The sequence below is a fragment of the Lactobacillus sp. XV13L genome (assembly GCF_059900875.1).
The window spans coordinates 241147-265473 of the sequence record NZ_JBWXGD010000001.1 but is presented as its reverse complement, the minus strand read 5'-3'; the positions used below and the strand labels follow the sequence as shown (position 1 = coordinate 265473).

General features: G+C 51.7%; 19 protein-coding genes. 18 read left to right on the top strand and 1 reads right to left on the bottom strand.

All coding sequences use genetic code 11. The annotated features are described in order from the left end of the window. The first annotated feature begins 29 nt into the window (after positions 1 to 29). The 17 genes from AC2JF6_RS01220 to AC2JF6_RS01140 all read left to right on the top strand — a co-directional run bounded on the left by AC2JF6_RS01220 (position 30) and on the right by AC2JF6_RS01140 (position 23325). Positions 30 to 1730: a proline--tRNA ligase gene (locus AC2JF6_RS01220; protein ID WP_500728928.1), complete on the top strand. Its 1701-nt coding sequence runs from the start codon at positions 30 to 32 to the stop codon at positions 1728 to 1730. Positions 1731 to 1735: 5 nt separating this feature from the next. Further along, positions 1736 to 6043 (top strand): PolC-type DNA polymerase III, encoded by a 4308-nt coding sequence (locus AC2JF6_RS01215; protein ID WP_500728927.1) that lies wholly within the window; start codon positions 1736 to 1738, stop codon positions 6041 to 6043. 105 nt (positions 6044 to 6148) lie between these two features. Then, positions 6149 to 6622 carry a ribosome maturation factor RimP gene (gene rimP, locus AC2JF6_RS01210; protein WP_500728926.1) on the top strand — a complete coding sequence of 158 codons (474 nt, stop codon included), beginning with the start codon at positions 6149 to 6151 and terminating at the stop codon, positions 6620 to 6622. An 18-nt stretch (positions 6623 to 6640) separates the two neighbouring features. Next, positions 6641 to 7900 (top strand): transcription termination factor NusA, encoded by a 1260-nt coding sequence (gene nusA, locus AC2JF6_RS01205; RefSeq protein ID WP_500728925.1) that lies wholly within the window; start codon positions 6641 to 6643, stop codon positions 7898 to 7900. A gap of 40 nt (positions 7901 to 7940) precedes the next feature. After that, positions 7941 to 8237 (top strand): RNase P modulator RnpM, encoded by a 297-nt coding sequence (gene rnpM / locus AC2JF6_RS01200; protein WP_500728924.1) that lies wholly within the window; start codon positions 7941 to 7943, stop codon positions 8235 to 8237. A gap of 2 nt (positions 8238 to 8239) precedes the next feature. Then, positions 8240 to 8551, top strand: coding sequence for a L7Ae/L30e/S12e/Gadd45 family ribosomal protein (locus AC2JF6_RS01195; RefSeq protein WP_500728923.1), 312 nt, complete (start codon positions 8240 to 8242; stop codon positions 8549 to 8551). 4 nt (positions 8552 to 8555) lie between these two features. Beyond that, positions 8556 to 11201, top strand: a complete 2646-nt coding sequence (infB, locus tag AC2JF6_RS01190) for a translation initiation factor IF-2 (protein ID WP_500728922.1) — start codon at positions 8556 to 8558, stop codon at positions 11199 to 11201. Between the two features lie 18 nt (positions 11202 to 11219). Next, complete coding sequence (locus AC2JF6_RS01185; RefSeq protein ID WP_500728921.1) at positions 11220 to 11582, top strand: ribosome-binding factor A; 363 nt, start codon at positions 11220 to 11222, stop codon at positions 11580 to 11582. Between the two features lie 42 nt (positions 11583 to 11624). Beyond that, the gene (gene truB, locus AC2JF6_RS01180) at positions 11625 to 12518 is read left to right on the top strand and encodes a tRNA pseudouridine(55) synthase TruB (protein ID WP_500728920.1); all 894 of its coding nucleotides are present in this window, start codon (positions 11625 to 11627) and stop codon (positions 12516 to 12518) included. 19 nt (positions 12519 to 12537) lie between these two features. After that, a complete protein-coding gene (ribF, locus tag AC2JF6_RS01175; RefSeq protein ID WP_500728919.1) occupies positions 12538 to 13470 on the top strand; it encodes a riboflavin biosynthesis protein RibF in 933 nt (310 codons plus the stop codon). Between the two features lie 132 nt (positions 13471 to 13602). Further along, complete coding sequence (gene hrcA / locus AC2JF6_RS01170; RefSeq protein ID WP_500728917.1) at positions 13603 to 14652, top strand: heat-inducible transcriptional repressor HrcA; 1050 nt, start codon at positions 13603 to 13605, stop codon at positions 14650 to 14652. Positions 14653 to 14664: 12 nt separating this feature from the next. Next, positions 14665 to 15276 (top strand): nucleotide exchange factor GrpE, encoded by a 612-nt coding sequence (gene grpE / locus AC2JF6_RS01165; protein ID WP_500728915.1) that lies wholly within the window; start codon positions 14665 to 14667, stop codon positions 15274 to 15276. A gap of 18 nt (positions 15277 to 15294) precedes the next feature. After that, positions 15295 to 17160 (top strand): molecular chaperone DnaK, encoded by a 1866-nt coding sequence (dnaK, locus tag AC2JF6_RS01160; protein ID WP_500728913.1) that lies wholly within the window; start codon positions 15295 to 15297, stop codon positions 17158 to 17160. A 74-nt stretch (positions 17161 to 17234) separates the two neighbouring features. Next, positions 17235 to 18374 carry a molecular chaperone DnaJ gene (dnaJ, locus tag AC2JF6_RS01155; RefSeq protein ID WP_500728912.1) on the top strand — a complete coding sequence of 380 codons (1140 nt, stop codon included), beginning with the start codon at positions 17235 to 17237 and terminating at the stop codon, positions 18372 to 18374. 155 nt (positions 18375 to 18529) lie between these two features. Next, positions 18530 to 20368 (top strand): translation elongation factor 4, encoded by a 1839-nt coding sequence (gene lepA, locus AC2JF6_RS01150; protein WP_500728911.1) that lies wholly within the window; start codon positions 18530 to 18532, stop codon positions 20366 to 20368. A 53-nt stretch (positions 20369 to 20421) separates the two neighbouring features. Next, positions 20422 to 22698: a single-stranded-DNA-specific exonuclease RecJ gene (gene recJ, locus AC2JF6_RS01145; RefSeq protein WP_500729095.1), complete on the top strand. Its 2277-nt coding sequence runs from the start codon at positions 20422 to 20424 to the stop codon at positions 22696 to 22698. A 99-nt stretch (positions 22699 to 22797) separates the two neighbouring features. After that, entirely contained in the window at positions 22798 to 23325 is a 528-nt protein-coding gene (locus tag AC2JF6_RS01140) for an adenine phosphoribosyltransferase (RefSeq protein ID WP_500728910.1), read from the top strand. A 163-nt stretch (positions 23326 to 23488) separates the two neighbouring features. Here the strand turns inward: AC2JF6_RS01140 and AC2JF6_RS01135 are convergent, their stop codons facing one another. Further along, entirely contained in the window at positions 23489 to 23650 is a 162-nt protein-coding gene (locus AC2JF6_RS01135) for an SLAP domain-containing protein (RefSeq protein ID WP_500728908.1), read from the bottom strand. Between the two features lie 122 nt (positions 23651 to 23772). Here AC2JF6_RS01135 and AC2JF6_RS01130 point away from each other — a divergent pair, with 122 nt between their 5' ends. Continuing rightward, on the top strand, positions 23773 to 24291 hold the full coding sequence (locus AC2JF6_RS01130) for a GNAT family N-acetyltransferase (RefSeq protein ID WP_500728907.1): 519 nt from the start codon (positions 23773 to 23775) through the stop codon (positions 24289 to 24291). The last annotated feature ends 36 nt before the right edge of the window (positions 24292 to 24327 follow it).

Here is a 24327-nt window from a genome sequence, read left to right as displayed (position 1 = left end):
TAAAAATTGTTTTTCTTGGGGGAAATTTAATGCGTCAATCCAAATTGTTTATGCCAACTTTAAAAGAGGCGCCGTCGGATGCGGTTGTAGCGAGTCACAAGCTCATGCTCCGGGGCGGCTATGTGCGCCAGGTCACGGCCGGCGTGTACGCCTACCTGCCGCTGGGCTTCCGCGTTTTAAGCAAGGCTGAAAAAATCATGCGTGAGGAAATGGCTAAAATCAACGTGCCGGAAATGCTCATGCCGGAACTGTTGCCATCCACGCTTTGGGAAGAATCCGGACGCTGGCAGAAGTACGGGCCCGAGATGTTTAAGCTTAAGGACCGTCACGGCCGGCCCAGCATGCTTGGTCCAACCCACGAGGAAACTTTCACCGAGATTGTGGCCAAGAACCTGAAGAGTTACAAGCAGATGCCGATTGCCCTCTACCAGATTCAAAATAAGTTCCGCGACGAAAACCGGCCCCGCTTCGGGCTTCTGCGCACGCGTGAATTTGTCATGCTTGATGCGTATAGCTTTGCTGCAACAACCAAGCAGCTGGACGAGCAGTTTGACGATGAGAAGCGTGCATTCGAAGCCATCTACCGCCGCTGCGGCGTCAAGGTCACACCCGTAATTGCCGACTCGGGCACGATGGGCGGCAAGAATTCCACTGAATTTCAGGCACCTGCCGCAATCGGTGAGGACACGATTGCAACCAATGAGAGCGGCACGTATTCCGCCAACTTGGAGATGGCGGTCAGCGTCGACACCTTCAAGCAGGATAAGGAAGAGCTGCGTCCGGTAGAAGAGGTTGCTACGCCGGGGCAGGAGACGATTGCGGACCTGGCTGACTTCCTGCAGGTGCCGGTCACGAGAATCGTTAAGAGCGTTTTGTATGTGCTTAACGAGAAGGAGCACGTTTTGGTTCTGATTCGGGGCGACAAGCAGGTTAACGAGGTCAAGCTCACGCACCTGCTGGACGCTGATGCGCTGCGAGTAGCGACAGACGAGGAGCTGCGTGCGGTTGCCGGTGTGGGCAAGGGCGGCCTGGGACCGGTGAACGCCGACTGGGCGGACCGCATCATTGCGGATGATACCGTCAAGAACCTCTTCAATGTGATTGTTGGTGCGGGCAAGGACAATTGTCAGATTAAGAATGCCAACCTGGGCCGTGATTTTAATGCTGATATTTTTGGCGATGTCCGCGTTGCCAACGAAGGCGAGCCAGATCCGGTAGACCACCTGCCGCTGCAGTTCACCACTTCGATTGAGGTGGGGCACATCTTCAAGCTGGGCACATACTACACGAAGACCATGGGCGCCAGCTTCCTGGACCAGAACGGCAAGGCCCAGCCCGTCATTATGGGTTCATACGGGATTGGCGTCACCCGGGTTTTGTCTGCTGTGATTGAGCAGCACCTGACTAAGAACGGAATTGCCTGGCCCAAGGAAATTGCGCCGTTTGCCGTTCACATCGTTCAGATGAAGATGAAGGACGACACGCAAACGCAGCTAGCAGAGCAGCTCGAGCAGAAGTACAGCGCGCACTGCGACGTCTTGTACGATGACCGCAATGAGCGTGCCGGCGTCAAGTTTGCAGATGCGGATTTGCTCGGTGCACCGATCCGCATTACTATTGGCAAAAAGGCCGCTGACGGTATCGTTGAGGTTAAACGCCCAACAGATGAAAAGGCGGTTGAGGTAACCGTCGCAGAATTAGACAGTTTTATCAATAAAGAGTTAGGATAATTTTTGTGGCTGATAAAAATAAACTTTTCTTACGCCTTCTGCAGCAGGTTCACTTTCCGGAACAGTTCGCGGATGATGACCTGGTGCAAAAAGGCGAAATTGAGAACGTGGATGTGTACGCTAAGGAACATAGGTGGGATATCCATGTTCTTTTTACTACACCGCTAAAGTTTGAAACGTATGATGCCCTAAACAAGTCCATCGGGGCTAATTTTTCTTCCTTCGTGGACACGCGCTTGATTGTACGCACGAAGGACGGTGCCGATGATTATTTGCCGGACTACTGGCACTATGCGGTCCAGAATTCGCAGATACTGCAGCCGGTGGCACGTGAATTTATTTCCAGTCACCAGCCCCAAAAGGAGGATGGTCGCTGGATCATTCCGGTGGATAACCTGATAGTGGACGGTCTGATTGAGCAGAAAATGTTGGACCAGCTGGCCGAAGAGATGCGGGACTATGGCTTTTTCAACCTGAAGTTTGTGACGGAAGTCGACGAGGCCAATTCACAGAGCAACTTGGCCAGCCTCCAGCAGCTCCAGGAGCAGCACGAGCAGACCATGCAGGAAGCGTACAATGCCGCACCGCCTAAGGAACGCCCAAAGCAGCAGAGCTACCCGACCAGGAAAACCCGCTACGGCAGCCGCAAGCTCGATGAGAGCCTGCCGGTGAAGCAGATCAAGGAGGTAGTGGACGGCACGCGCAACGTTGTGATTGAGGGCAACATCTTCAACATCGACCGGCGCGAATTGAAAACCGGCGCAACTATTTTTACCGGCGAAATTACCGACTATACTGATTCGATTACGTTTAAAAAATTTGTGTCCGATGACGACCAGAAAAAGAGTATCGGTGAGTTGAAGCCCGGCACGTGGGCCAAGATGCAGGGGTCCGCGTCCGAGGACCAGTGGGACCACGACACCGTCTTCAATATTTCCAGTTTTGAGATCATTGAACACGTGGGCCGCCAAGAAGAATACGAAGGTGCGGAAAAGCGGGTGGAACTCCACCTGCATACCAATATGAGTCAGCTTGATGCCACCAATACCGCAACCGACTTTGTCTTGGCCGCCAAGAAGTTTGGCCAGAAGGCGCTCGCAATTACCGATCACGCTGACGTCCAGGCCTTCCCCGAAGCTTACAGCGCCGGCAAAAAGAATGGCGTCAAGATTGTTTATGGCCTTGAGGCCAACATGATCGATGACCATGCCCTGCTTGTTCTCAATCCGGCCCCCATGATCTATGAGGACCGTGAATTTGTGATTTTTGACGTCGAGACGACCGGACTCTCCTCCGTTTATGACACAATCATCGAGATCGGTGCGGTTAAAATGAAAAACGGCGAGGTGATCGAACGCTTCGACAAGTTCATCAATCCTCACCACCCCCTGAGTGAGCAGACGATTAATCTGACCTCGATTACCGATGAGATGGTCGGTGCGGCCGACGATGAGGCCGTTGTTATCAAACAGTTCCAGGATTTCTACGGTGAGCGGCCCCTTTGCGGGCACAACGTCCAGTTTGATGTTGGCTTTGTCAACGCGGCGCTCAAGCGGGCTGGCCTGTCCAAAATCACCCAGCCCGTCGTCGACACGCTGGAGGTGTCGCGCCTGCTGCACCCGGAGCAGACCCGGCACACGCTTGATTCGCTGGCTAAGAAGTACAACGTCGTGCTCGAACACCACCACCGGGCTAACCAGGATGCGGAAGCAACGGGCTACCTGATGTTCAAGCTGCTTGCGGCTTTTACCAAGAAGTACGGTGAAGACGACCTGGGCAAGATGAACGACTACGCAGCGCGGGGCCAGGTCTTTAAGCGGGCGCGCCCGCAGCACATGACGATTTTGGCCAAGACGCAGGCGGGACTCAAAAACCTCTACCGGCTGGTTTCGCTGGCCAGCACCAAGTATTTTTACCGGATACCGCGGACGCCCAAGTCGGACCTAACCAAGAACCACGATGGTTTGCTCTTTGGGTCGGGCTGCCAGGAGGGTGAGGTTTTTATTGCGATGATGCAGAAGGGCTATGATGAGGCCCGCGCAAAGGCCCGGTTCTACGACTACTTGGAAGTTCAGCCCCCGGCTAGCTACAGGGAATTGATTGCCGACCACCTGATTGCGGATGAAGCGGAATTAGAGGAAATCTTGACCAATATTTACAAGCTGGGCAAGGAATTGGGCAAACCAGTGGTGGCGACGAGCGACGCCCACTATGTCGAAGAGCACGATGCCATCTACCGGCAAATTCTGGTTTCTGCGCAAAGAAGCAATCCGAACCGGAACAAGAAGCAGCCGGATATGCACCTGTACACCACACAGGAAATGCTTGATGCATTCGGTTTCTTGGGTGAAGATGCGGCCAGGGAGATTGTCATTGCCAATCCGAATAAGATTGCGGAGGGGACGGAAGAGATCGCCCCGATCAGGGACGGACTCTACCCGCCCCACATTGAAAACGCCGATGAGGAAATGAAAGAACTGACCTACAATAAGGCACACGAATTGTATGGCGATCCGCTGCCCCAGATTGTGCAGGAGCGCCTGGACATGGAGCTTAAATCGATCATTTCCAACGGCTATGCGGTCATCTACCTGATCTCGCAGCGCCTCGTGGCCAAGTCCAACAAGGACGGCTATTTGGTTGGCTCGCGGGGTTCTGTCGGCTCCAGCCTGGTTGCCACGATGTCCGGGATCACCGAGGTCAACCCGCTGGCCCCGCACTACCGCTGCCCCGAGTGCAAGTATTCCCATTTTTTTGAAAACGGCGAATACGGCTCGGGCTATGATCTGCCAGACGAGAAGTGTCCTAAGTGTGGAACTGACCTGGTGAAGGACGGACAGGATATCCCGTTTGCAACGTTTTTGGGCTTTCACGGCGACAAGGTCCCCGATATCGATTTGAACTTCTCGGGCGACTACCAACCAGTAGCCCACAACTTCATTCGGGTAATGTTTGGACCGGATAATTCCTACCGTGCCGGTACGATTGCCACGGTTGCCGACAAGACGGCCTACGGCTACGCTAAGCATTACGATGAGGAAAAGGAATTGAAGCTGCGCCGGGCCGAGCTCGACCATCTGGCGGCCGGCGTTAGTGGCGTCAAACGGACAACGGGGCAGCACCCGGCCGGGATCGTGGTTGTGCCGGATGATATGGACATCTACGATTTCACGCCCGTGCAGTACCCCGCCGATGACGTTAATGCGGCCTGGCTGACCACGCACTTCGACTTCCACTCCATTCACGATAATATCCTGAAGTTTGATATTCTGGGGCACGATGATCCGACCATGATCAGGATGCTGCAGGACCTCTCTGGCGTTGACCCGCTGACAATTCCGCCCGATGATCCGGGCGTCATGTCGCTTTTTTCCAGCCCTAAAATACTGGGCGTAACGCCCGACCAGATCCAGTCTAAGACGGGCACGTTGGGCGTGCCCGAATTTGGCACCAGGTTTGTGCGCGGGATGCTCGAGGAGACGAAGCCAACGACCTTTTCGGAACTGCTCCAGATCTCCGGTCTTTCCCACGGAACGGACGTGTGGCTGGGCAATGCCGAGGAACTGATCGATAACGGCACCTGCAAGCTGAAGGACGTGATTGGCTGCCGGGACAACATTATGATGGACCTTATCCATTGGGGCGTGAAGCCGGAGGTCGCGTTCTCAACAATGGAGTCCGTGCGGCACGGTCGCGGCATCAGCGACGATGACATGGCGGAGCTGAAAAAGAACGATAAGATTCCCGACTGGTACATTCCGTCCTGTCTCAAGATCAAGTACATGTTCCCGAAGGCCCACGCGACGGCCTACATTCTCATGGCCCTGCGTATCGCCTGGTTCAAGGTTTATTACCCGGAAATCTACTACGCCGCGTATTTTTCCGTGCGTGCCGACCTCTTTGACCTGGTGGCAATGAGCCACGGCAAGAACACGGTCAAAAAGGCGATGGCAGACATCCAAAACAAGGGTAACGATGCTTCCGCCAAGGACAAGGGCCTATTGACGGTTCTGGAAATTGCCAACGAGTGTCTTGAACGCGGCATCAAGATCAAGATGGTTGATCTCAATAACTCCGAGGCCACTAACTTCAAGATTATTGACCAGCACACCATTTTGGCGCCCTTCAACGCTGTCCCCGGGCTTGGTATCAACGCGGCCAAGCAGATTGTGGCCGCCCGGACCGAGCAAAAATTCTTGTCGAAAGAGGACCTGGCAAACAGGGGCAAGGTGTCGCAGACAATTATGAATTACCTCGAGGAAAACGAGGTTTTGACGGGGATGCCCGACCAGAACCAACTTTCGCTCTTTTAAAATTTTGCAGTATTAATATAATTGTGGTATACTTCATATATAAGTTCGAATAATGATTCGGAGTGAGCAATTTCTGCTCACTCTTTTTATTACGGAGGAAAGTACTTGGCGAAAGTTAAAGATTTTGTTCTTGCAGAGATTAAGCCAATTATTGCGTCGCGCAACGACGAATTGGTGGATATTGAATACGTAAAGGAAAAGGGGCAGGACTATTTAAGGATATACGTAGACCGTGAAAACGGGATTGATATGGATGAGATTGCGGGTTTAAGCGAATTGATTTCGACCAAGCTCGACGAAATCGAACCGGATCCGTTTCCGACCCCCTACGTTCTTGAGGTTTCCTCGCCCGGTGTCGAACGCCCGGTTAAGACCGCGAAGGATTGGCAGAAGGCGCTGAACAATTACGTTCACGTCGGCCTTTACCAAAAAGTTGCGGGTGAAAAGGAATTCGAGGGGACGCTCAAAGCGTACGACGAAGACGAAATTTCGTTGGAAATCAAGATCAAAACAAGGCGGAAGGTAATAACTATTCCCCGTAAACTGGTTGCAAACATTCGTTTTGCAATTGAATTTTAGAAAGGCCGATTAAAAGTTATGTCGAAAGAAATGCTAGAGGCGTTTGCGACTTTAGAAGAAACTAAGGGTATCAAGCAAGATGTGATCGTGGAAGCGATTGAGGCTGCACTTATCGCTGCTTATAAAAAGAATTACAACCAGGCAACGAACGTTGTGGTTGAATTCGACGAACGCAGGGGCAACTTCAAGATGATGAGCGAAAAGGTTGTCGTCGAGGAGGTCCACGATGACCGCTTGGAAATAAGCCTGAAGGATGCTCTTGCCATCAACAAGGCTTACGAGCTGGGCGACAAGATCCGCTTTGACGTGGCACCGAAGAATTTTGGGCGCATTGCCGCCCAGACCGCCAAGCAGGTCATCATGCAGCACTTGCGGGAAGCAGAACGGAATCATATTATCGATGAATATTCGCAATATGAGGACGAACTGATTACCGGGACGGTTGAGAGGCGCGATAATCGCTTCGTTTATGTTAAAATTGGTAATGTTGAAGCGGTAATGCCGCGTAATGACCAGATGCCGCACGAAAACTACAACCCGCAGGACCAAGTCCGCGTGCTTGTGACGCACGTTGGTTCCGACGCCAAGGGTGCGCAGATCACGGTGTCACGAACCGCCCCGGACATGGTTAAGCGCCTGTTTGAGCAGGAAGTGCCGGAGATTTACGACGGGACGGTCGAGATCGTCTCAATCGCACGCGAGGCCGGTGACCGGACGAAGATTGCGGTTAAGTCAAACGACCCGAACATTGATCCGGTCGGTACTTGTGTGGGTCAACGCGGTGCGCGCGTGCAGAATGTGGTCAACGAACTTGACGGCGAAAACATCGACGTTGTTAAATATGAAGAAGACCCGTCGGACTTCATTGCCAATGCGCTCAATCCCGCAGAGGTCATTGCCGTTCAGTTCGGTGACGAGGAGGACGAAAAGAGTGCCCTGGTGATTGTTCCGGATTACCAGCTGTCGCTGGCGATCGGCAAGAAGGGCCAGAATGTTCGTCTGGCGGCGCGCCTGACCGGCTACAAGATTGACATCAGGCCGGAGTCTGAAGTTGAATTTGTTAACGAGGGCGCCGATGAAGCCGATGAGGAAAATGAAGAGGCCATTCAGAGCGCGGAAATAGACGCGGAAACCGCTGCGGATGATTCGAATGAGTCTTCTGTGGAAGAGGAAGATTCGGACCTGGTCGCTGAAGAAAACGGAGAAGCTGCTGGCGATGATGCTGCGGCCGAAGCGGATGCTGTTGGGAGTACCGACGGTGAAGAGACAGTTGAATAGCGTAAGCACTGACGAAGAATGTGGCAAGGGGTGAGTTCTTTTGAAAAAAAGAAAAATTCCAATGCGGAAAGACCTGTTGACTGATACCATGCAGCCGAAGAAGGAATTGGTTCGCATTGTGGTCGACAAGGAAAAGAATGTTGCCGTTGATTCTACGGGCAAAAAGCCCGGGCGCGGCGCATATGTTTCACTTGACCCGGACAAAATAAAGCAGGCCCAGAAAAAAGGCGTGCTTGAACGGAGCCTGGGCGCAAATATCCCCGCAAGTTTTTACGAGGAATTATATGCCTACGTCGACCATCAAAAGGCAAGGAAAGAATTATTTGGTGATAAATAGATTTGCAAAATAGACAGAAAGCTTTGAATCTGCTGGGACTTGCCCAGCGGGCCGGGAAGCTGGTTACGGGGCTTGAGACGGTCCTTATCGGCCTCAAGGCACAAAAAGTTAAGGTAGTTGTTTTGGCTAATGACAGTCACGCGGATACACGTGAAAAAGTCGCAAGAGTTGCTGAGCAGAATGATATTACGGTCATTTCCGCCTTTAGCGGCAGCGAAATTTCGCATGCAGTTGGCAAAAAGCGCAAGGTGTTGGGTATTACCGATGCCGGCTTTTGCAAAGCATTAGTACAAAAGGTTAATGAAGGAGTGTGATTGGATGGCTAAGAAAAGAATTTATGAAATCGCAAAAGAGTTAGGCATCGAAAATAAAGTTGTGGTCACCAAGGCGAAAGATCTTGGGTTCGATGTTAAGAACCATATGTCATCACTAGAAGATTCACAAGTGAATCAGCTAAAGGGAAGTTTTAGCAGCCCCGCTCCTGCCCAAAAACAAGAAAGTTCCGCAAAAAAAGGCGGAAAAATCAAAATTTCCGTCAACTCAATCCGGAAAAACGAGAAAAAGCGGGAGGATGCTTCCGGCAGCAAAAATAACGGTCGCCGCAGGAACCGGCGCATAAACAACCGCTCGCAGAGCCAGGACCATTCGGGCCGCCGCGCTAACCAAGGTTCACAAAAGAGTACGCCCAAGCCGGCTACGCAAGACTTGCTTAAGCAGTTGAAGCAGAAGCAGCGCGTTGAAGAACATACGGCGATTCGTCAGGCTGAAGTGCCCGCCAAGAACTTAAGCAAGGATGTGGCAAAACCTCAAGCCGGCAAAGAAGCGGAGAACGTTAAAAAAGCACCCGCACCAAATACCGTTAAGAAGGTTGCCAGGACTGAAAGCACAGCCTCCCAAGTGGCCGGTCCCAAGATTATCAAGCCGTCACCGGCCCGGTTGAAGCAGAACCAGGGCTCGACTGCTGCGCACACGGGCAAGCCACAGGGCGTGAAAGCTGCGGGCGGACCTGAACCGGCTAAGGAAGAAAAACGCCGGGGCAACGGCTATACCCGCAATTCGGGCAAGCCTGGCCGCAAGGGCAGAAACCAAACGTATGGCGGCAACAATAATTATCCCAAGCGCAAGCGGAAGAACAAGAAGCATCAATTTGAGCAGGCTCCTAAGAAGCAGCCAACACAGAGAAAAGAGCGTCCGTTGCCAGAGACCCTGGTTTATGAAGTGGGGATGAACGCGCAGGACCTCGGCAAGCTGCTGCACCGTGAACCGGCTGAAATCGTTAAGAAACTCTTCATGCTGGGCGTGATGACGAACCAGAACCAATCGCTGGACAAGGATGCGATTGAACTGATTGCGGCGGAATACGGCATCAATTCTGAAGAAAAGGTCCACGAGGACCTGTCCGACATTGACAACCTGTACGACAAGCGCATGGGAGCCTCAAAGGAATCCAAGAAGCAGGTTAAGCGGCCACCAGTGGTCACGATTATGGGTCACGTCGACCACGGTAAGACCACGTTGCTTGACCGTCTGCGTCACACGCACGTTTCGGCCCACGAAGCCGGCGGTATCACGCAGAAGATTGGTGCCTACCAGGTTAGAATCGACAACAAGCCGATCACCTTTTTGGATACGCCGGGTCACGCCGCGTTCTCAAACATGCGTGAGCGTGGAGCTGAGATCACGGATATTGTTGTCCTGGTTGTTGCTGCTGATGACGGGGTCATGCCTCAAACAATTGAAGCTATTGACCACGCCAAAAGTGCGCACGTTCCAATCATTGTTGCGATTAACAAGATGGATGTTCCTGGTGCCAACCCGGAACACGTCACCGAGCAGCTGATGAAGTATAACCTTATCCCGGAAAATTACGGTGGCGACACGATTTTTGTCAATATCTCCGCTAAGACGGGCGAAAATGTTGACGAGCTGCTGCAGATGATTCTGCTGCAGGCCGACGTGATGGAACTCAGGGCTGACCCTGAACAAAAGGCAATCGGTACTGTTATTGAGGCCCGTCTGTCAAGGGGACGTGGTCCCGTTGCCGACCTGCTAATTCAGCAGGGCACGCTGCATACCGGTGATCCGATTGTTGTCGGCAACCGCTTCGGGCGCGTCCGGGTCATGACCAACGACCGCGGTCGCCAGATTGAGAAGGCGACGCCATCGATGCCGGTTGAAATCACCGGATTGAACGATGTTCCGGAGTCGGCCGACAAGCTCGTTGTCTTCGACGACGAGAAGACCGCCCGTACCATCGGTGAGCAAAGAGCCGAACAGGCCCTCGTGCACGCGCGTGAGAACGTTCAGCACGTTACCTTGGACAACCTGTTTGACACGATGAAGAAGGAAAACATGAAGGAAGTCGACATCGTTTTGAAGGCTGACGTCCAGGGTTCTGTCGAAGCACTGCAGCAATCGCTTGAAAAGATTGAGGTTGAGGGCGTGCGGGTCAACATCGTCCACGCCGGTGTCGGTGCGGTTAATGATTCGGACGTCACCCTTGCTGGGGCCTCTAATGGTTTCATCATCGGATTCAACGTTCGTCCAACCGCAACGGCCAGGTCACAGGCCGAGTCCGACGGCGTCGACATCCGCCTCTACAGCATTATTTACAAGGCCATCGACGACGTTAAGGCCGCCATGCAGGGGATGCTCGAGCCTACTTATGAAGATAAGGTTGTTGGCAACATGACCGTCCGTGAAACCTGGAAGGTTTCAAAGGTCGGAACGATTGCCGGTGCCTTCGTTGACTCTGGCTACGTTTCCCGTGATTCGGAAGTCAACCTCATCCGCGATGGCGTCGTGATTTACACCGGCAAGGTGGCTTCACTCAAGCGCTTCAAGGACGACGTCAAGATGGTTAAGCAGGGCTTTGACTGTGGGCTGACGATTGAAGGCTACAATGATATCAAGATTGGCGACGAACTCGAAGCCGTTGAAAAGCAGGAAGTTCAGCCTAAGTAGTTTTGCTAGGAGGAAACGATGAAGCACAGAATAGGTCGTGTTGAAGGAGAGATCCTCCGTGAACTGACTAAGATTTTGCGGAAGAATATTCGTGATCCACGCGTTGATGACGTCACAATCACGGCGGTTGAATGTACCAATGACTTGTCTTATGCGACCATTTATTACAGCATTCTTTCCGAAGATCCGCAAAAAGAAGAGGAAACCGCTGCTGGTTTGGAAAAAGCCAAGGGAATGATGCGCCACCTGCTGGGACAGGTTTTGACCGTCTACAAGGTTCCCGAGCTGATTTTCAAGCGCGATAACTCAGTCAAATATGGTAGTAAAATTGATCGCTTGATTGCTGACCTCAAAAAGCAGGACACGGAGCGAAACAATTAGTTAAAGCGCCAAACGGCGCTTTTTTAGTCGGCGGGGGCAATGATGATAAACGGAATTTTAGTAATCGATAAGGACAAGGGCATGACGAGCAGCGACGTCGTATACAAACTGCGGCGTGCACTGCACATTAAAAAAATTGGCCATGCAGGGACACTCGACCCTGATGTGACGGGCGTCTTGCCGATTGCAATCGGGCAGGCGACTAAACTGATCGAGCTTATGCACACGCGTAACAAGAAGTACGAGGGCACAGGCGTCCTGGGACTAGCAACCGACAGCTACGACCTGAGCGGCAAGGTGCTGGCGAAAGAGGAAATAACGGACCTAATTAGTGCCAGCACGATTCAGACGGCCATGCAGGCCTTCACCGGCTCCATCGTACAGGTCCCGCCAATATATTCGGCCGTGCGGGTCAACGGCAAACACTTGTATGAGTATGCCCGGGCTGGGATCGCGGTTGAACGGCCGCAAAGGACCGTGCGGGTTTTTTCTTATGATTTAAGCGGGAACCCCACGTTGGATCGGCAGGTATGCCGGGAAACCTTTGGCTTTAAGATCGAGTGCAGCAAGGGCACCTATGTGCGCTCGCTTGTTAACGATCTGGGTGCAAAATTAGGCGTGCCAGCCGTTATGGCCAGCCTGAGGCGCACGGCGAGTGCCGGCTTTGATGTTCACCAGGCGGTCAAGCTGGATGAAATTGTCAGCGATCCGAGCAGGGCGGCTGCTCTTATTCAGCCCATCGATGCTTTTTTTGCGGATTACCCGCAGGTGGACCTACCGGAAAACCAGTGGCTCAAGGTGCAAAATGGGGCGGCAATCTCCCTGGAAACAAATGCAAAATGGGTTGCATTACGGTACAATAAAAGGGTTAAGGCAATATATCAAAAAGATGATACCCAGTATCGCCCCTATTTAATGCTTTTACAAAATAATTAGGTGAAATGAAGGCTTTATCGTGCAAATTATCCATTTAACTTATCCGGTAGAAGAAAACTTAATCCCGGACAAAACCGTTTTGGCCCTCGGCTTTTTTGACGGCGTTCACCGCGGCCACCAGCAGCTGATTAAGCTGGCACAAATGGCGGCGAGAAAAAGCAGCCTGCCGCTGATGGTAATGACCTTTGACCGGCACCCTAAAGAGGTGTACCAGAATGCCGACGTGTCCTACATTGACAGCCTGCCAGAAAAGGCCTACAAAATGCGTGCGCTGGGGGTAGACTACCTGCTGGTGATGCACTTTAACGACCGTTTCAGCAGGCTGACCGCGCAGGAATTTGTCGATGAGATCATCATCAAGCTCCACGCAGACACCGTTGTGGCGGGCTTTGACTATACGTACGGACCGCGGGACGTTGCCAACATGACCAACTTTCCGCGCTTTGCCCGCGGCCGCTTTAAGATTATTGATGTTCCGAAACAGTCTTATGAGGGGCAGAAAATCGGTTCGACCGAAATTAAAAAGGCAATTAGTGCGGGCAACATGGCGCTGGCGGCAGAACTTCTGGGTGAACCCTACGTGATGTCGGGCACCGTCGGGCACGGCTTGCGCAACGGCCACAAGTTGGGCTATCCGACCGCAAATCTGGTCTGGAGCGAGAACAAGGTCGTGCCCAAGGTCGGGGTTTACGCCACGAGAACCAAGATTGGCGGCAGGTGGTACGACTCGATGACCAGCGTGGGCTACAACGTTACCATTCACAATGGCAAAAAAATCTACATTGAATCAAACCTCTTTGGCTTTGATGAAGAGGCATACGATCAAGAAATGATTATCAAGTGGTATAAGTATACCCGCGGCGAGATTAAGTTTGCGGGCCTGGCTGAATTAAAAAAACGGATGGCGCAGGACGAGGCCGAGATCAAGGACTACTTTGCCCGGCAGAAATAGTTTTTTATGTGCAGCGCGGGTTAATTTTATTGCAAAAAAATTAGCACTCGACTTGACATTCTGCTAAATACTAGTATCATAATAGTTGTTAGCACCTAACAGCAATGAGTGCTAAAAGTGAGGGCGATACTTATGTTGACCGAACGTCAAGAACTAATTTTAAAAACAATTATTAATGATTTTACGCAGACCAATGATCCAGTCGGCTCCAAGACCGTGATGAAGCAGTTGCCGATTAAGGTTTCAAGCGCAACCGTCCGCAATGAGATGGCTGTTTTGGAAGACAAGGGACTGATTGAGAAGACCCACTTGTCGAGTGGGCGCGTGCCGTCAACGGACGGTTACCGCTATTACCTCGATAACCTGGTTGAACCCCTACAGATTCCGTCATCCGTCTACCAGCGAATCGTGAACCAGCTAGACCAGCCGTTTCACCAGGTAAATGAAATTGTGCAGGAGGCAGCCAAGATTCTGTCAGACTTGACCAACTATACGGCCTTTGCGGAGGGACCGGAAAGCAGCAACTTGACCATCACGGGCTTCCGCATTGTCCCGCTGTTTAGCCGGCAGATTATGGCGATTCTGGTGACAAGTGACGGCAATGTCCATAACCAGGTCTACAGTCTGCCGCACAACGTTCACGGCGATGAGGTTGAGAAGGCTGTCCGAATGATTAACGACGAGTTGGTGGGCAAAACGCTCAGCAAGGTAACGCCGGCACTGCTTAACCGCGGCCTGGGCAAGAAGCTCAGCAGTCATCACGCGGGCGAGCTGCTTGATCTGGTTGAGGACGTGATTAACGATGCTGCCAGCGAGCAGATGTACGTTGACGGACAGCTCAACCTATTGAATACCGCTTCAATGAGCGACGTCGCGAGCCTGCGGTCGCTGTATGAACTGATTGACCACAACGACTTGATCTCAAGTTTAATGGACCAACCTAGCGGCACAAGCATCGGCCATTATCCAGTTCAGGTTAGCCTGGGTTCGGAATTGTCCAATGACTTGCTGAAGGATTACAGTCTGCTAACGGCAGAATACAGCGTTGGCTCGCACGGCAAGGGCGTGATCGCGCTGCTCGGCCCGAACAATATGCCGTATTCGCAGGTGATTGGCCTTCTGGAATATTTCAGAAACGAATTGGCCAAGAAGCTGCTGGAGTATTACGGTCGGTTTAAATAAAGGAGGTTAGCCGTGAGTAAGGAAAAATTTCCTAAAGAAAAAAAACTAAAGAAGGATAAAACCGAATCTTCTGAAGCGGCATCCAAGAAAAAAGATGCAGGCAAAAATGAATCAGCTGCCGGAGCAAATTCCGGCAAGCTGAAAGACGCAGGGGCTCAGAAAGAAGACTCTGCCGCTAAGCTGGTTGCACTACAGGCTGACAACCGGGACCTCGAAGACAAGTTCCTGCGCAGTCAAGCTGAGATGCAAAATATGCAAAACCGTTATAACAATGAACGCGCGCAGCTGATCAAGTATGAATCGCAGTCTTTGGCAAAGGATATTTTGCCCGCAATGGACAACTTGGAGCGCGCACTGGCCACTAAGGTCGATGACGAAGCCTCAAAGCAGCTCAAGAAGGGGGTTCAGATGACGCTCGACGCACTTGTCAAAGCCATGAAGGACCACGGAATCAGCGAGATTGAAGCGGAAGGCGTCAAGTTTGATCCGACGCTGCACCAGGCCGTGCAAACGGTTGGGGCTGAGAATGATGATCAAAAGGATCACGTTGTCCAGGTCCTGCAAAAGGGCTACCGTTATAAGGATCGCACTTTAAGACCAGCAATGGTCGTTGTTGCACAGTAAGTGAAAGGAAGTTAAACAATGTCAAAAGTTATCGGAATTGACCTCGGAACTACCAACTCAGCAGTTGCTGTTCTGGAAGGAAAAGAACCTAAAATTATTACCAATCCGGAAGGAAATCGGACTACTCCGTCAGTAGTTGCTTTTAAAGATGGCGAAATTCAGGTTGGTGAAGTTGCCAAGCGGCAAGCAATCACTAATCCGAACACGATTTCATCAATCAAGCGCCACATGGGCGAGACCGATTACAAGGTTAAGTTTGGTGATAAGACCTACACGCCGCAAGAAATTTCAGCGATGATCCTGCAGTACATCAAGAAATTTGCTGAGGACTACCTGGGCGAAAAGGTCACTGAGGCAGTAATTACGGTTCCCGCTTACTTCAACGATGCGCAACGTCAGGCCACCAAGGATGCCGGCAAGATTGCGGGCCTGGAAGTTAAACGGATCATCAACGAGCCGACTGCTTCTTCACTGGCCTATGGTCTTGACAAGGATGCCGAAGATGAAAAAGTTCTGGTCTATGACCTCGGCGGCGGCACCTTCGATGTTTCTGTTTTGCAGTTGGGCGATGGGGTCTTCCAAGTTTTATCTACCAACGGTGATACGCACCTTGGCGGTGATGACTTTGATGACAAGATTATTGCCTGGCTGGTCAAGAACTTCAAGGATGAAAACAGCGTTGATTTATCCAAGGACAAGATGGCAATGCAGCGGTTGAAGGATGCCGCTGAAAAGGCCAAGAAGGACTTGTCTGGCGTGTCGTCGACTCATATTTCGCTTCCGTTTATTTCTGCTGGCGAAGCAGGACCGCTGCACCTAGAAGCAGACTTAACGCGGGCCAAGTTTGAAGAATTGACGGCTGACTTAGTCGACAAGACCAAGATTCCATTTGACAATGCGCTAAAAGATGCCGACCTCACCGTTAATGACATTGACAAGGTGATTTTAAATGGTGGTTCAACCCGTATTCCAGCGGTGCAAGAAGCGGTTAAGAAGTGGGCTGGCAAGGAGCCTGACCACTCAATCAACCCTGATGAAGCCGTTGCGTTGGGTGCGGCAATCCAGGGCGGCGTTATCTCCGGCGACGTTAAAGACGTTGTTCTGCTCGATGTTACGCCCCTTTCCCTGGGGATTGAAACCATGGGCGGCGTCTTCACCAAGTTAATCGAAAAGAACACGACCATTCCAACCTCTAAGAGTCAAATCTTCTCGACCGCGGCCGACAACCAGCCCGCCGTTGACGTGCACGTTTTGCAGGGTGAACGCCCAATGGCAGCGGACGACAAGACGCTGGGCCGCTTTGAACTGACGGATATTCCTGCTGCTCCACGCGGCGTCCCGCAAATTCAGGTTACCTTCGATATTGATAAGAACGGTATCGTCAACGTTTCTGCCAAGGACATGGGGACAGGCAAGGAACAGAAGATCACGATCAAGAGTTCATCCGGTTTGTCTGATGAAGAAATTCAGAAGATGCAAAAAGAGGCCGAAGAACACGCCGAAGAGGACAAGAAGAAGAAGGAAGAAGTCGACTTGCGCAATGAAGTTGACCAGTTAATCTTCTCCACGGAAAAAACGCTCAAGGACGTTAAGGGCAAGGTATCGGAAGATGATACCAAGAAGGTTCAAGAAGCCCTTGACGCTTTGAAGAAGGCGCAAAAGGACAACAACTTGGACGAAATGAAGACCAAGAAGGATGAATTGTCTAAGGTTGCCCAGGACCTAGCCGTCAAGCTATACCAGGCAAATGGTGGCGCTCAAGGTGCCCAGGGTCAAGGCGGACCGCAGGCAGGTCCCCAGAAACCGGGCACCGAAGGCGGCGATGCAAACAATGGTGCGGCTGGCGACGGTGAGTTCCATAAGGTAGACCCAGATAAGCAATAGGTTTATAATTGAATAAATCAGAAAAGAACTGCCGCAAAGTAGTTCTTTTCTTTTGGAAAGTAAGGAGCTTTTAGATGGCACAGGAAGATTATTATGGTGTGCTCGGTGTTGATCGCAATGCCAGTGATAAAGAAATTAACTCTGCTTACCGTAAATTAGCAAAAAAATACCACCCAGACATCAACCATGAACCGGGTGCTGAAGAAAAGTACAAAAAAATCAATGAGGCCTATGAAGTGCTCCATGACCAAAAGAAACGGGCCCAGTATGACCAATTTGGTGCAGCCGGTGTTAACGGCCAGGGCTTTGGCGGAGGCGGCCAGGGCTATAGCGATTTTGGCGGTTTCGGCGACTTCGGCGACATCTTCAACGACTTCTTCGGTGGTGCAGCAGGCAGCGCACAGCGCCGGGCTAATCCAACTGCCCCAACGCGCGGGCAGGACCTTGACTATACCTTGACAATTGAATTTATGGATGCCATTAACGGCAAAAAAACCCAGATTTCATATACGCGCAGCGAAACCTGTCCGACGTGTGGCGGCAACGGTGCCGAAAAGGGCACGCACCCAATCACTTGTGACAAGTGCAACGGCACGGGCTACATGACGATTACCCAGCAGTCGCTGATTGGCGTTGTGCGCCGGCAAACCGTCTGTGATAAGTGTCATGGTCGCGGCGTCATCATTGAACACCCGTGCCAGACCTGTCACGGCGACGGCGTAGTTCAAGGCAAGAACACGATCGAGGTTAATATCCCAGCTGGTATTGATAACGGTCAGCAGCTGCGCTACGAGGGTCAGGGCGAGGCCGGCAAGAATGGTGGTCCTTACGGTGACTTGTATATTAGTTATCGCATCAAGCCATCAAAAGACTTTGAGCGCAGCGGGACAACGATCTATACTACTGTGCCGATCTCCTTTGCCCAGGCCACGCTGGGGGATGAAATCATGGTTAAGACGGTGCACGGCGAGCAGAAGCTGAAGATCCCCGCCGGCACCCAGCCCAACAAGAAGTTTACCCTGCACGGCGAGGGCGTACCCTATATACGTGGCAACGGCTCTGGCGACCAGATAACAACCGTTGACGTCCAGATACCGAAGTCCATCAACGAGGAGCAAAAGAAAGCCCTGGTCGACTTTGTCAAGGCCGGTGGCGGTTCGATTTCGCCGCAGGAAAAGGGTTTCTTTGAACGACTGAAGGAAAAGCTGCAGTAATTAAGCAAAAGAACTAGCTCTTAACAATTATTCGGAGCTAGTTCTTTTTTTGGATAAGCGCTTGGGTGAGAACGATAAGAAACAGCCAATTTAATTTTATCCATGATGTGAGTTTGTTATAATGGAAGGTAATTAGCAGAGGGTGCAAATAATTTATGGACATTAAAAAACTACAAGACTACCAAAAACATATCCGCAACTTTTCCATCGTGGCCCACATTGACCACGGCAAGTCGACGATTGCCGACCGGATTCTGGAACTGACCGATACGGTTTCGGAACGCCAGCTCAAGAACCAAATGCTGGATGACATGCCGCTTGAGCGTCAGCGCGGGATCACGATCAAGATGAACTCGGTTGAGATCAAGTACCATGCCCAGGATGGCGAGGATTACATTTTTCACCTGATCGACACGCCGGGACACGTGGATTTTTCCTACGAGGTTTCACGTTCGCTTGCGGCCTGTGAGGGCGCGCTCCTGGTGGTTGATGCTTCGCAGGGCGTTCAGGCCCAAACACTGGCCAACACTTATTTAGCGATTGACAACGACCTGGAGATCCTGCCCGTAATCAACAAGATTGACCTGCCGTCGGCGGACCCGGAGAAAGCCAAGGAAGAAATTACGGAGATGCTGGGAATAGACGCCACGGACGCGGCAGAGGTTTCCGGCAAGACGGGCCAGGGCATTGCCGAACTGCTGGAATACATCGTCAAAAACGTGCCGGCACCACGCGGCGACCTGGAGGCGCCCCTGAAGGCCCTGATCTTTGATTCCAAGTACGATGACTACCGCGGGGTTGTTCTGTCCGTGCGGATCGAAGACGGCACGGTTAGGCCCGGTGACCGCATTCGCATCATGAACACGGGCAAGGACTACGAGGTAACCGAGGTTGGCGTTCTGAGCCCGCAAACGGTGAAAAAGGATATCCTCATTGCCGGAGACGTGGGCTACGTTACGGCCAACATCAAGTCTGTGCGGGAAACGCGGGTCGGTGACACGATTACTGCGGCTGCGAATCCGACGGCTGAGCCGCTGCCGGGCTACCGTCAGATTCCACCGATGGTATACTCGGGGATGTATCCGGTCGATAATTCCAAGTACGATGATTTGAAAGAAGCCCTGCAAAAATTGCAGCTGAACGACGCTGCACTGGAGTTTGAACCGGAGACGTCAACGGCCCTGGGCTTTGGCTTCCGCTGCGGTTTTTTGGGACTGCTGCACATGGACGTGGTTCAGGAGCGCTTGGAGCAGGAATTTGACCTTGACCTGATTATGACGGCACCGTCAGTTGACTACCATGCGATCATGAACGACGGCTCGACCAATGTAATCGATAATCCGTCTGACCTGCCCACGGCGGGCGAGTACAAGGAGGTCCAAGAGCCTTACGTCAAGGCCGAGGTGATGGTTCCAAACGACTTCGTTGGTCCGGTGATGGAACTGTGCCAGCGTAAGCGCGGCGAGTTTGTCACGATGGATTACCTGGACAAGTACCGCGTTAACGTCATTTATGACATGCCACTGGCCGAAATCATCTATGACTTTTTCGATGACCTCAAGTCCTCGACCAAGGGCTACGCATCGCTTGACTACGAGATTACCGGCTACCGTGCGACCGACCTGGTCAAAATCGATATCCTCTTGAACAAGCAGGCAATCGATGCCCTAAGCTTCATTGCCCACCGCGATGAGGCGCAGAAACGCGCACGGCAAATGACGTCGATGCTCAAGAAGCTGATACCGCGGCAGAACTTCGAGGTCGACATTCAAGGCGCAATTGGGGCCAAAATTATTTCGCGGGCAACGGTCAAACCCTACCGCAAGGACGTTACGTGGAAGATTCATACGGGGGACCCCGACCGGCGCGCAAAGCTGCTTGAAAAGCAGAAACGGGGCAAAAAAAGGATGAAGGCGGTCGGTCGCGTCGAAGTTCCACAGGATGCTTTCATGGCCGTTTTGAAGATGAACGATGATGACCTCAATGCGAACTAGGGGATGTTATTTTGAAGCTGCAAAGTTTAGAAAAGGGTTTTAACTATTAGATGATTGAATGGAAAAAGCGCACTAGCAGTGCGCTAGCACCCGAACTGGCCGCTGAATACCAACTTAGCCCGCTTGCGGCTAAGTTGTTTTCTTTGCGCGGGATTGATACTCATGAAAAGCTCGACTTCTGGTTCAATGCCACGGAAAATGACCTGGCGGACCCCTTGCTGATGCATGACATGGCCAAGGCGGTAGAACGGATCAACAAGGCGATTGACAACGGCGAAAAAATCACCGTCTACGGTGACTACGATGCCGATGGAATCACGGCCACGACGATTATGGTTGAGACCCTGGGCATTTTAGGCGCGGATGTGCATTACTTTATTCCGGACCGCTTCCGTGACGGTTACGGCCCCAATATGGAGGCCTATAAGCGCATCGTGGCCGACGGGACCGGGCTGATTATCACCGTCGATAACGGCGTTACGGGTGTTAAGGAGGTTGCTTATGCTAATGGCCAAGGCGTGGACACAATCATTACCGACCACCATAAGATTCAAGAAGAGGTTCCCGACAGTTATGCGCTTGTGCACAGCAATTATCCGGGGCAGAAGTACCCCTTTGACGATTATTGCGGCGCGGGCGTAGCCTTCACGATTTGTCGGCAGCTGATGCAGGACCCGATGCCCGAGCTGCTTGAACTAGCAATGATTGGCACCATTGGGGATATGGTCAAGGTTTCGGGCGAGGGGCACGTCATCGTTAAGCGGGGCCTTGCAATGCTTAATCAGACCGAACGCCCCGGCCTGCGCGCTTTAATCAAGAACGCGGGGCTGACCATGGGCCAGATCAATGAGACCGACATTGGCTTCGATATTGCACCGCGGATGAATGCAGTCGGCCGTCTTGCCAATGCGCAGCTAGTGGTCGAGCTGCTTCTGTGTGACGATGAAGAAAGGGCGCAGAAGATCGCCGATGAGGTTGAACAGCTTAACGAGAAACGTAAAGAGCTCACCAAGGAGGTCAACGAGGCCAGTCTGAGGCAAATTAAGGCTAACGACTGGCAAGCTAAAAAAACGCTGGTAATCTACGATCCGACTTTTCACGAAGGCGTCCTGGGGCTGGTGGCCAACAGGGTTGCAGAACAGGTTCATAAGCCGGTTGTGGTCTTAACCAGGAATGATGCGGGCATTGTCAAGGGATCGGGCCGTTCTGTTCCCGGGTTCAACCTCTTCAATGCCCTTAATCCCCTGAAGGAAGATTTCTTGCTAAAGTTTGGCGGCCACGATTTTGCCTGCGGCCTCTCGATGAAAGAAGATAAGATCGATGCGTTTAGGGCAGCCTTTGAAGCCAGTTACCACGGTTCGCACGGCAGGGTAACAAAGCACTATGACGCCGAGCTGCCGTTTGCTGATATAGGGCTTGATACAACCGCTGCAATCAAGCAGGTCGGGCCCTTTGGCACGGATAATGAGCAGCCCGTCTTTAGCATTACCCACCCGCAGGTCAGCAGCTGCTTCTACATGGGCAAAGACAAGAACCATATTAAGTTGACGATTACTAAAGGCAATGACAGTCTTGCTGTTGTTGGCTTCAATAAGAAGTACCTGACTAAGGCGCTTCTGCCATATATTGACCAGCTGTTCGTGCACCTGGAGGAGAACCGTTACCAGGGACGGGTCAAGCTGCAGGGCATGATGCAAGGGATGATTTTTGCAGCGCCGCAAGCCAGTGCTTCAGTGCCTGTCGTTGATTTGCGCCAAGAGAAGTACGTAATGGGGTTTGCGGACACGTACCTGTTGTTCGATGACAAAAACCGGTCACGGGCCGTCAACACGTTTGGGGTTGACCCGGAAAAAATCGCGCTGGTTAGCGAATATGATGGCAACGATGAAGTAGCAGTTTTGCTTGACGTGCCGCGTAACCAGCGGGAACTTGATCTGGCCCTGCAGAATGGATACCGGCAGCTCTACCTGCGTTTTCTGATTGACCGGCTGCCCGTTCAAAGTCTGCCGGCCCAGTCCCAGTTTGCCAAGGTTTTACGGTACGTTTACCTGCATAGGGGACTAGCAATCGAGGACTACCGCCCGGTGGCCGCCTTTTTGGGGATGGATTACAATAGTCTGCTCTTTATTATGCGCGTCTTCTTTGAATTAAAATTCATTAAGGTGGAACAGGGGAAGATTTTTGGCGTTTCTAACCCCGTAAAGCAGCCGCTTGCCTCATCGCGCTACTTTAAGGCAGCCCGCTCGCAAATTCACTTTGTGCAGGCGCTGCGACATGCGTCCAGCACCAAGCTGCTGGCCTACGTCGAACAGCAATTAAAACGGCATTAATTGCTGGGTGGTTAATGCTTTTAAGGTAAAAGTCTGTTAGAATAATTAAGTCAAAGAAGCTTTAGAAAGCAATTGAAGTTTTGGAGGTTTTTTCTTCTTATGGCAAACGATTTTGAGGAACACATTGCAAGTGTCGAAAATTTTCCTAATGAGGGCATCATTTTTCGCGATATTACGCCCATTCTGCAGGACGGAGAGCTATTCAGGACAGCTACACACAAGTTAGCGGCATACGCCAAGAGCAAGCAGGCAGACGTCATCGTTGGCCCTGAGGCGCGTGGTTTTATTGTTGGTTGTCCGGTTGCAACCGAATTAGGGATTGGGTTTGTACCAGCGAGAAAACCCCACAAGCTTCCGCGTGAAGTTGAACGTGCATCATACGATTTGGAATACGGTTCAAACAGCCTAGAGATGCACAAGGATGCAATCAAGCCGGGCCAACGGGTAGTCATCTGTGATGATCTGCTAGCCACGGCCGGTACCCTGCGTGCGTGCAAGCAGCTGGTCGAGAACTTAGGCGGCAAGCTGGTTGGCGCTGCCTTCTACATTGAACTCCCTGATCTAAAGGGTAAAGAAAAGCTGCCTGGACTTGACGTGTTTTCACTAACCCAATTCCACGGAGCATAGCTAAAGCACATCATCTTGCCCGGTTGGCAAAAGATGAGTGATAATTGCAAAAAGGGACCTAGGTCCCTTTTTTGCGTATTGAAAATCTTGTCATATTGGTATTGCTGCCGGGTATCAGTATGAAAAATGCCCCAGTAGCAATAAACATCTCCTTGTAGCCCGGCTAGATAAAGTTAGTGGCCTTCACAAAACAGTTATTAGCGACAATGTAGTAGCGCTGTTTCTTGATTAAAACCGCATCACCATACGTTCTTACCTGGTGGTCGCTTTGCAGTATTTTCCGGCCGCAATGGTGCAGTAAAGGAGTGGCAAAGCAGCCTATCATCTACGCATGCTTTGCTTTTGTTTTTAATAAATTTAAAGTTTTTGGGATGCAACCAAATATTTTTACAATCCCGGCGGAAATATTTATAATAATACGGTATTTCAAAAAAGGAGTTAGGTAACTTGCAATTAAGAAAAGCAACAACGGCCGATTTTGACCGGATCATCACTATTTTAAAGGATGGCGCTAACCAATTAGCGGAAAGCGGCGTTAACCAGTGGCAAGGCGACTACCCCTCAACGGGCCAAATCGAAGAAGATATCGCACGGGGCTGGGCCTTTTTGGCCGAATCCGATGACCACGAAACCGTGGGTGCAATTGCGATTGTCGATGCGCCCGACCATTCATACGATAGCCTGAACGGCCAGTGGCTTATGGATACGGATAAGTACGTTGTTATCCACCGCGTGGCCATCCATTCGCAGCACGCGGGCAAGGGCTATGCCACCCAGCTGCTGAATTCCGTCATTAGTGACATCAAGGCCAAGCGCTCGGACGTGGACTCAATCCGGATTGATACGCACGAAGACAACAAGGCAATGCAGCATTTGATTACCAAGATGGGCTTCACGAAGGTGGGGACGCTGCACGGCGTGTACCGGCCTAGTGAAATTTCCTACGTCTATGAACTGGTAAAATAACAATATCGGATACAAAAAAAGGGCTGAACTCAATGG

Coding starts and splice junctions, on each gene's coding strand:
- AC2JF6_RS01185 (WP_500728921.1), top strand. CDS start 11,220: ATGAAGCACAGAATAGGTCGTGTTGAAGGAGAGATCCTCCGTGAACTG.
- dnaK (WP_500728913.1), top strand. CDS start 15,295: ATGTCAAAAGTTATCGGAATTGACCTCGGAACTACCAACTCAGCAGTT.
- AC2JF6_RS01220 (WP_500728928.1), top strand. CDS start 30: ATGCGTCAATCCAAATTGTTTATGCCAACTTTAAAAGAGGCGCCGTCG.
- truB (WP_500728920.1), top strand. CDS start 11,625: ATGATAAACGGAATTTTAGTAATCGATAAGGACAAGGGCATGACGAGC.
- hrcA (WP_500728917.1), top strand. CDS start 13,603: ATGTTGACCGAACGTCAAGAACTAATTTTAAAAACAATTATTAATGAT.
- AC2JF6_RS01140 (WP_500728910.1), top strand. CDS start 22,798: ATGGCAAACGATTTTGAGGAACACATTGCAAGTGTCGAAAATTTTCCT.
- nusA (WP_500728925.1), top strand. CDS start 6,641: ATGTCGAAAGAAATGCTAGAGGCGTTTGCGACTTTAGAAGAAACTAAG.
- lepA (WP_500728911.1), top strand. CDS start 18,530: ATGGACATTAAAAAACTACAAGACTACCAAAAACATATCCGCAACTTT.
- dnaJ (WP_500728912.1), top strand. CDS start 17,235: ATGGCACAGGAAGATTATTATGGTGTGCTCGGTGTTGATCGCAATGCC.
- AC2JF6_RS01135 (WP_500728908.1), bottom strand. CDS start 23,650: ATGATAGGCTGCTTTGCCACTCCTTTACTGCACCATTGCGGCCGGAAA.
- infB (WP_500728922.1), top strand. CDS start 8,556: ATGGCTAAGAAAAGAATTTATGAAATCGCAAAAGAGTTAGGCATCGAA.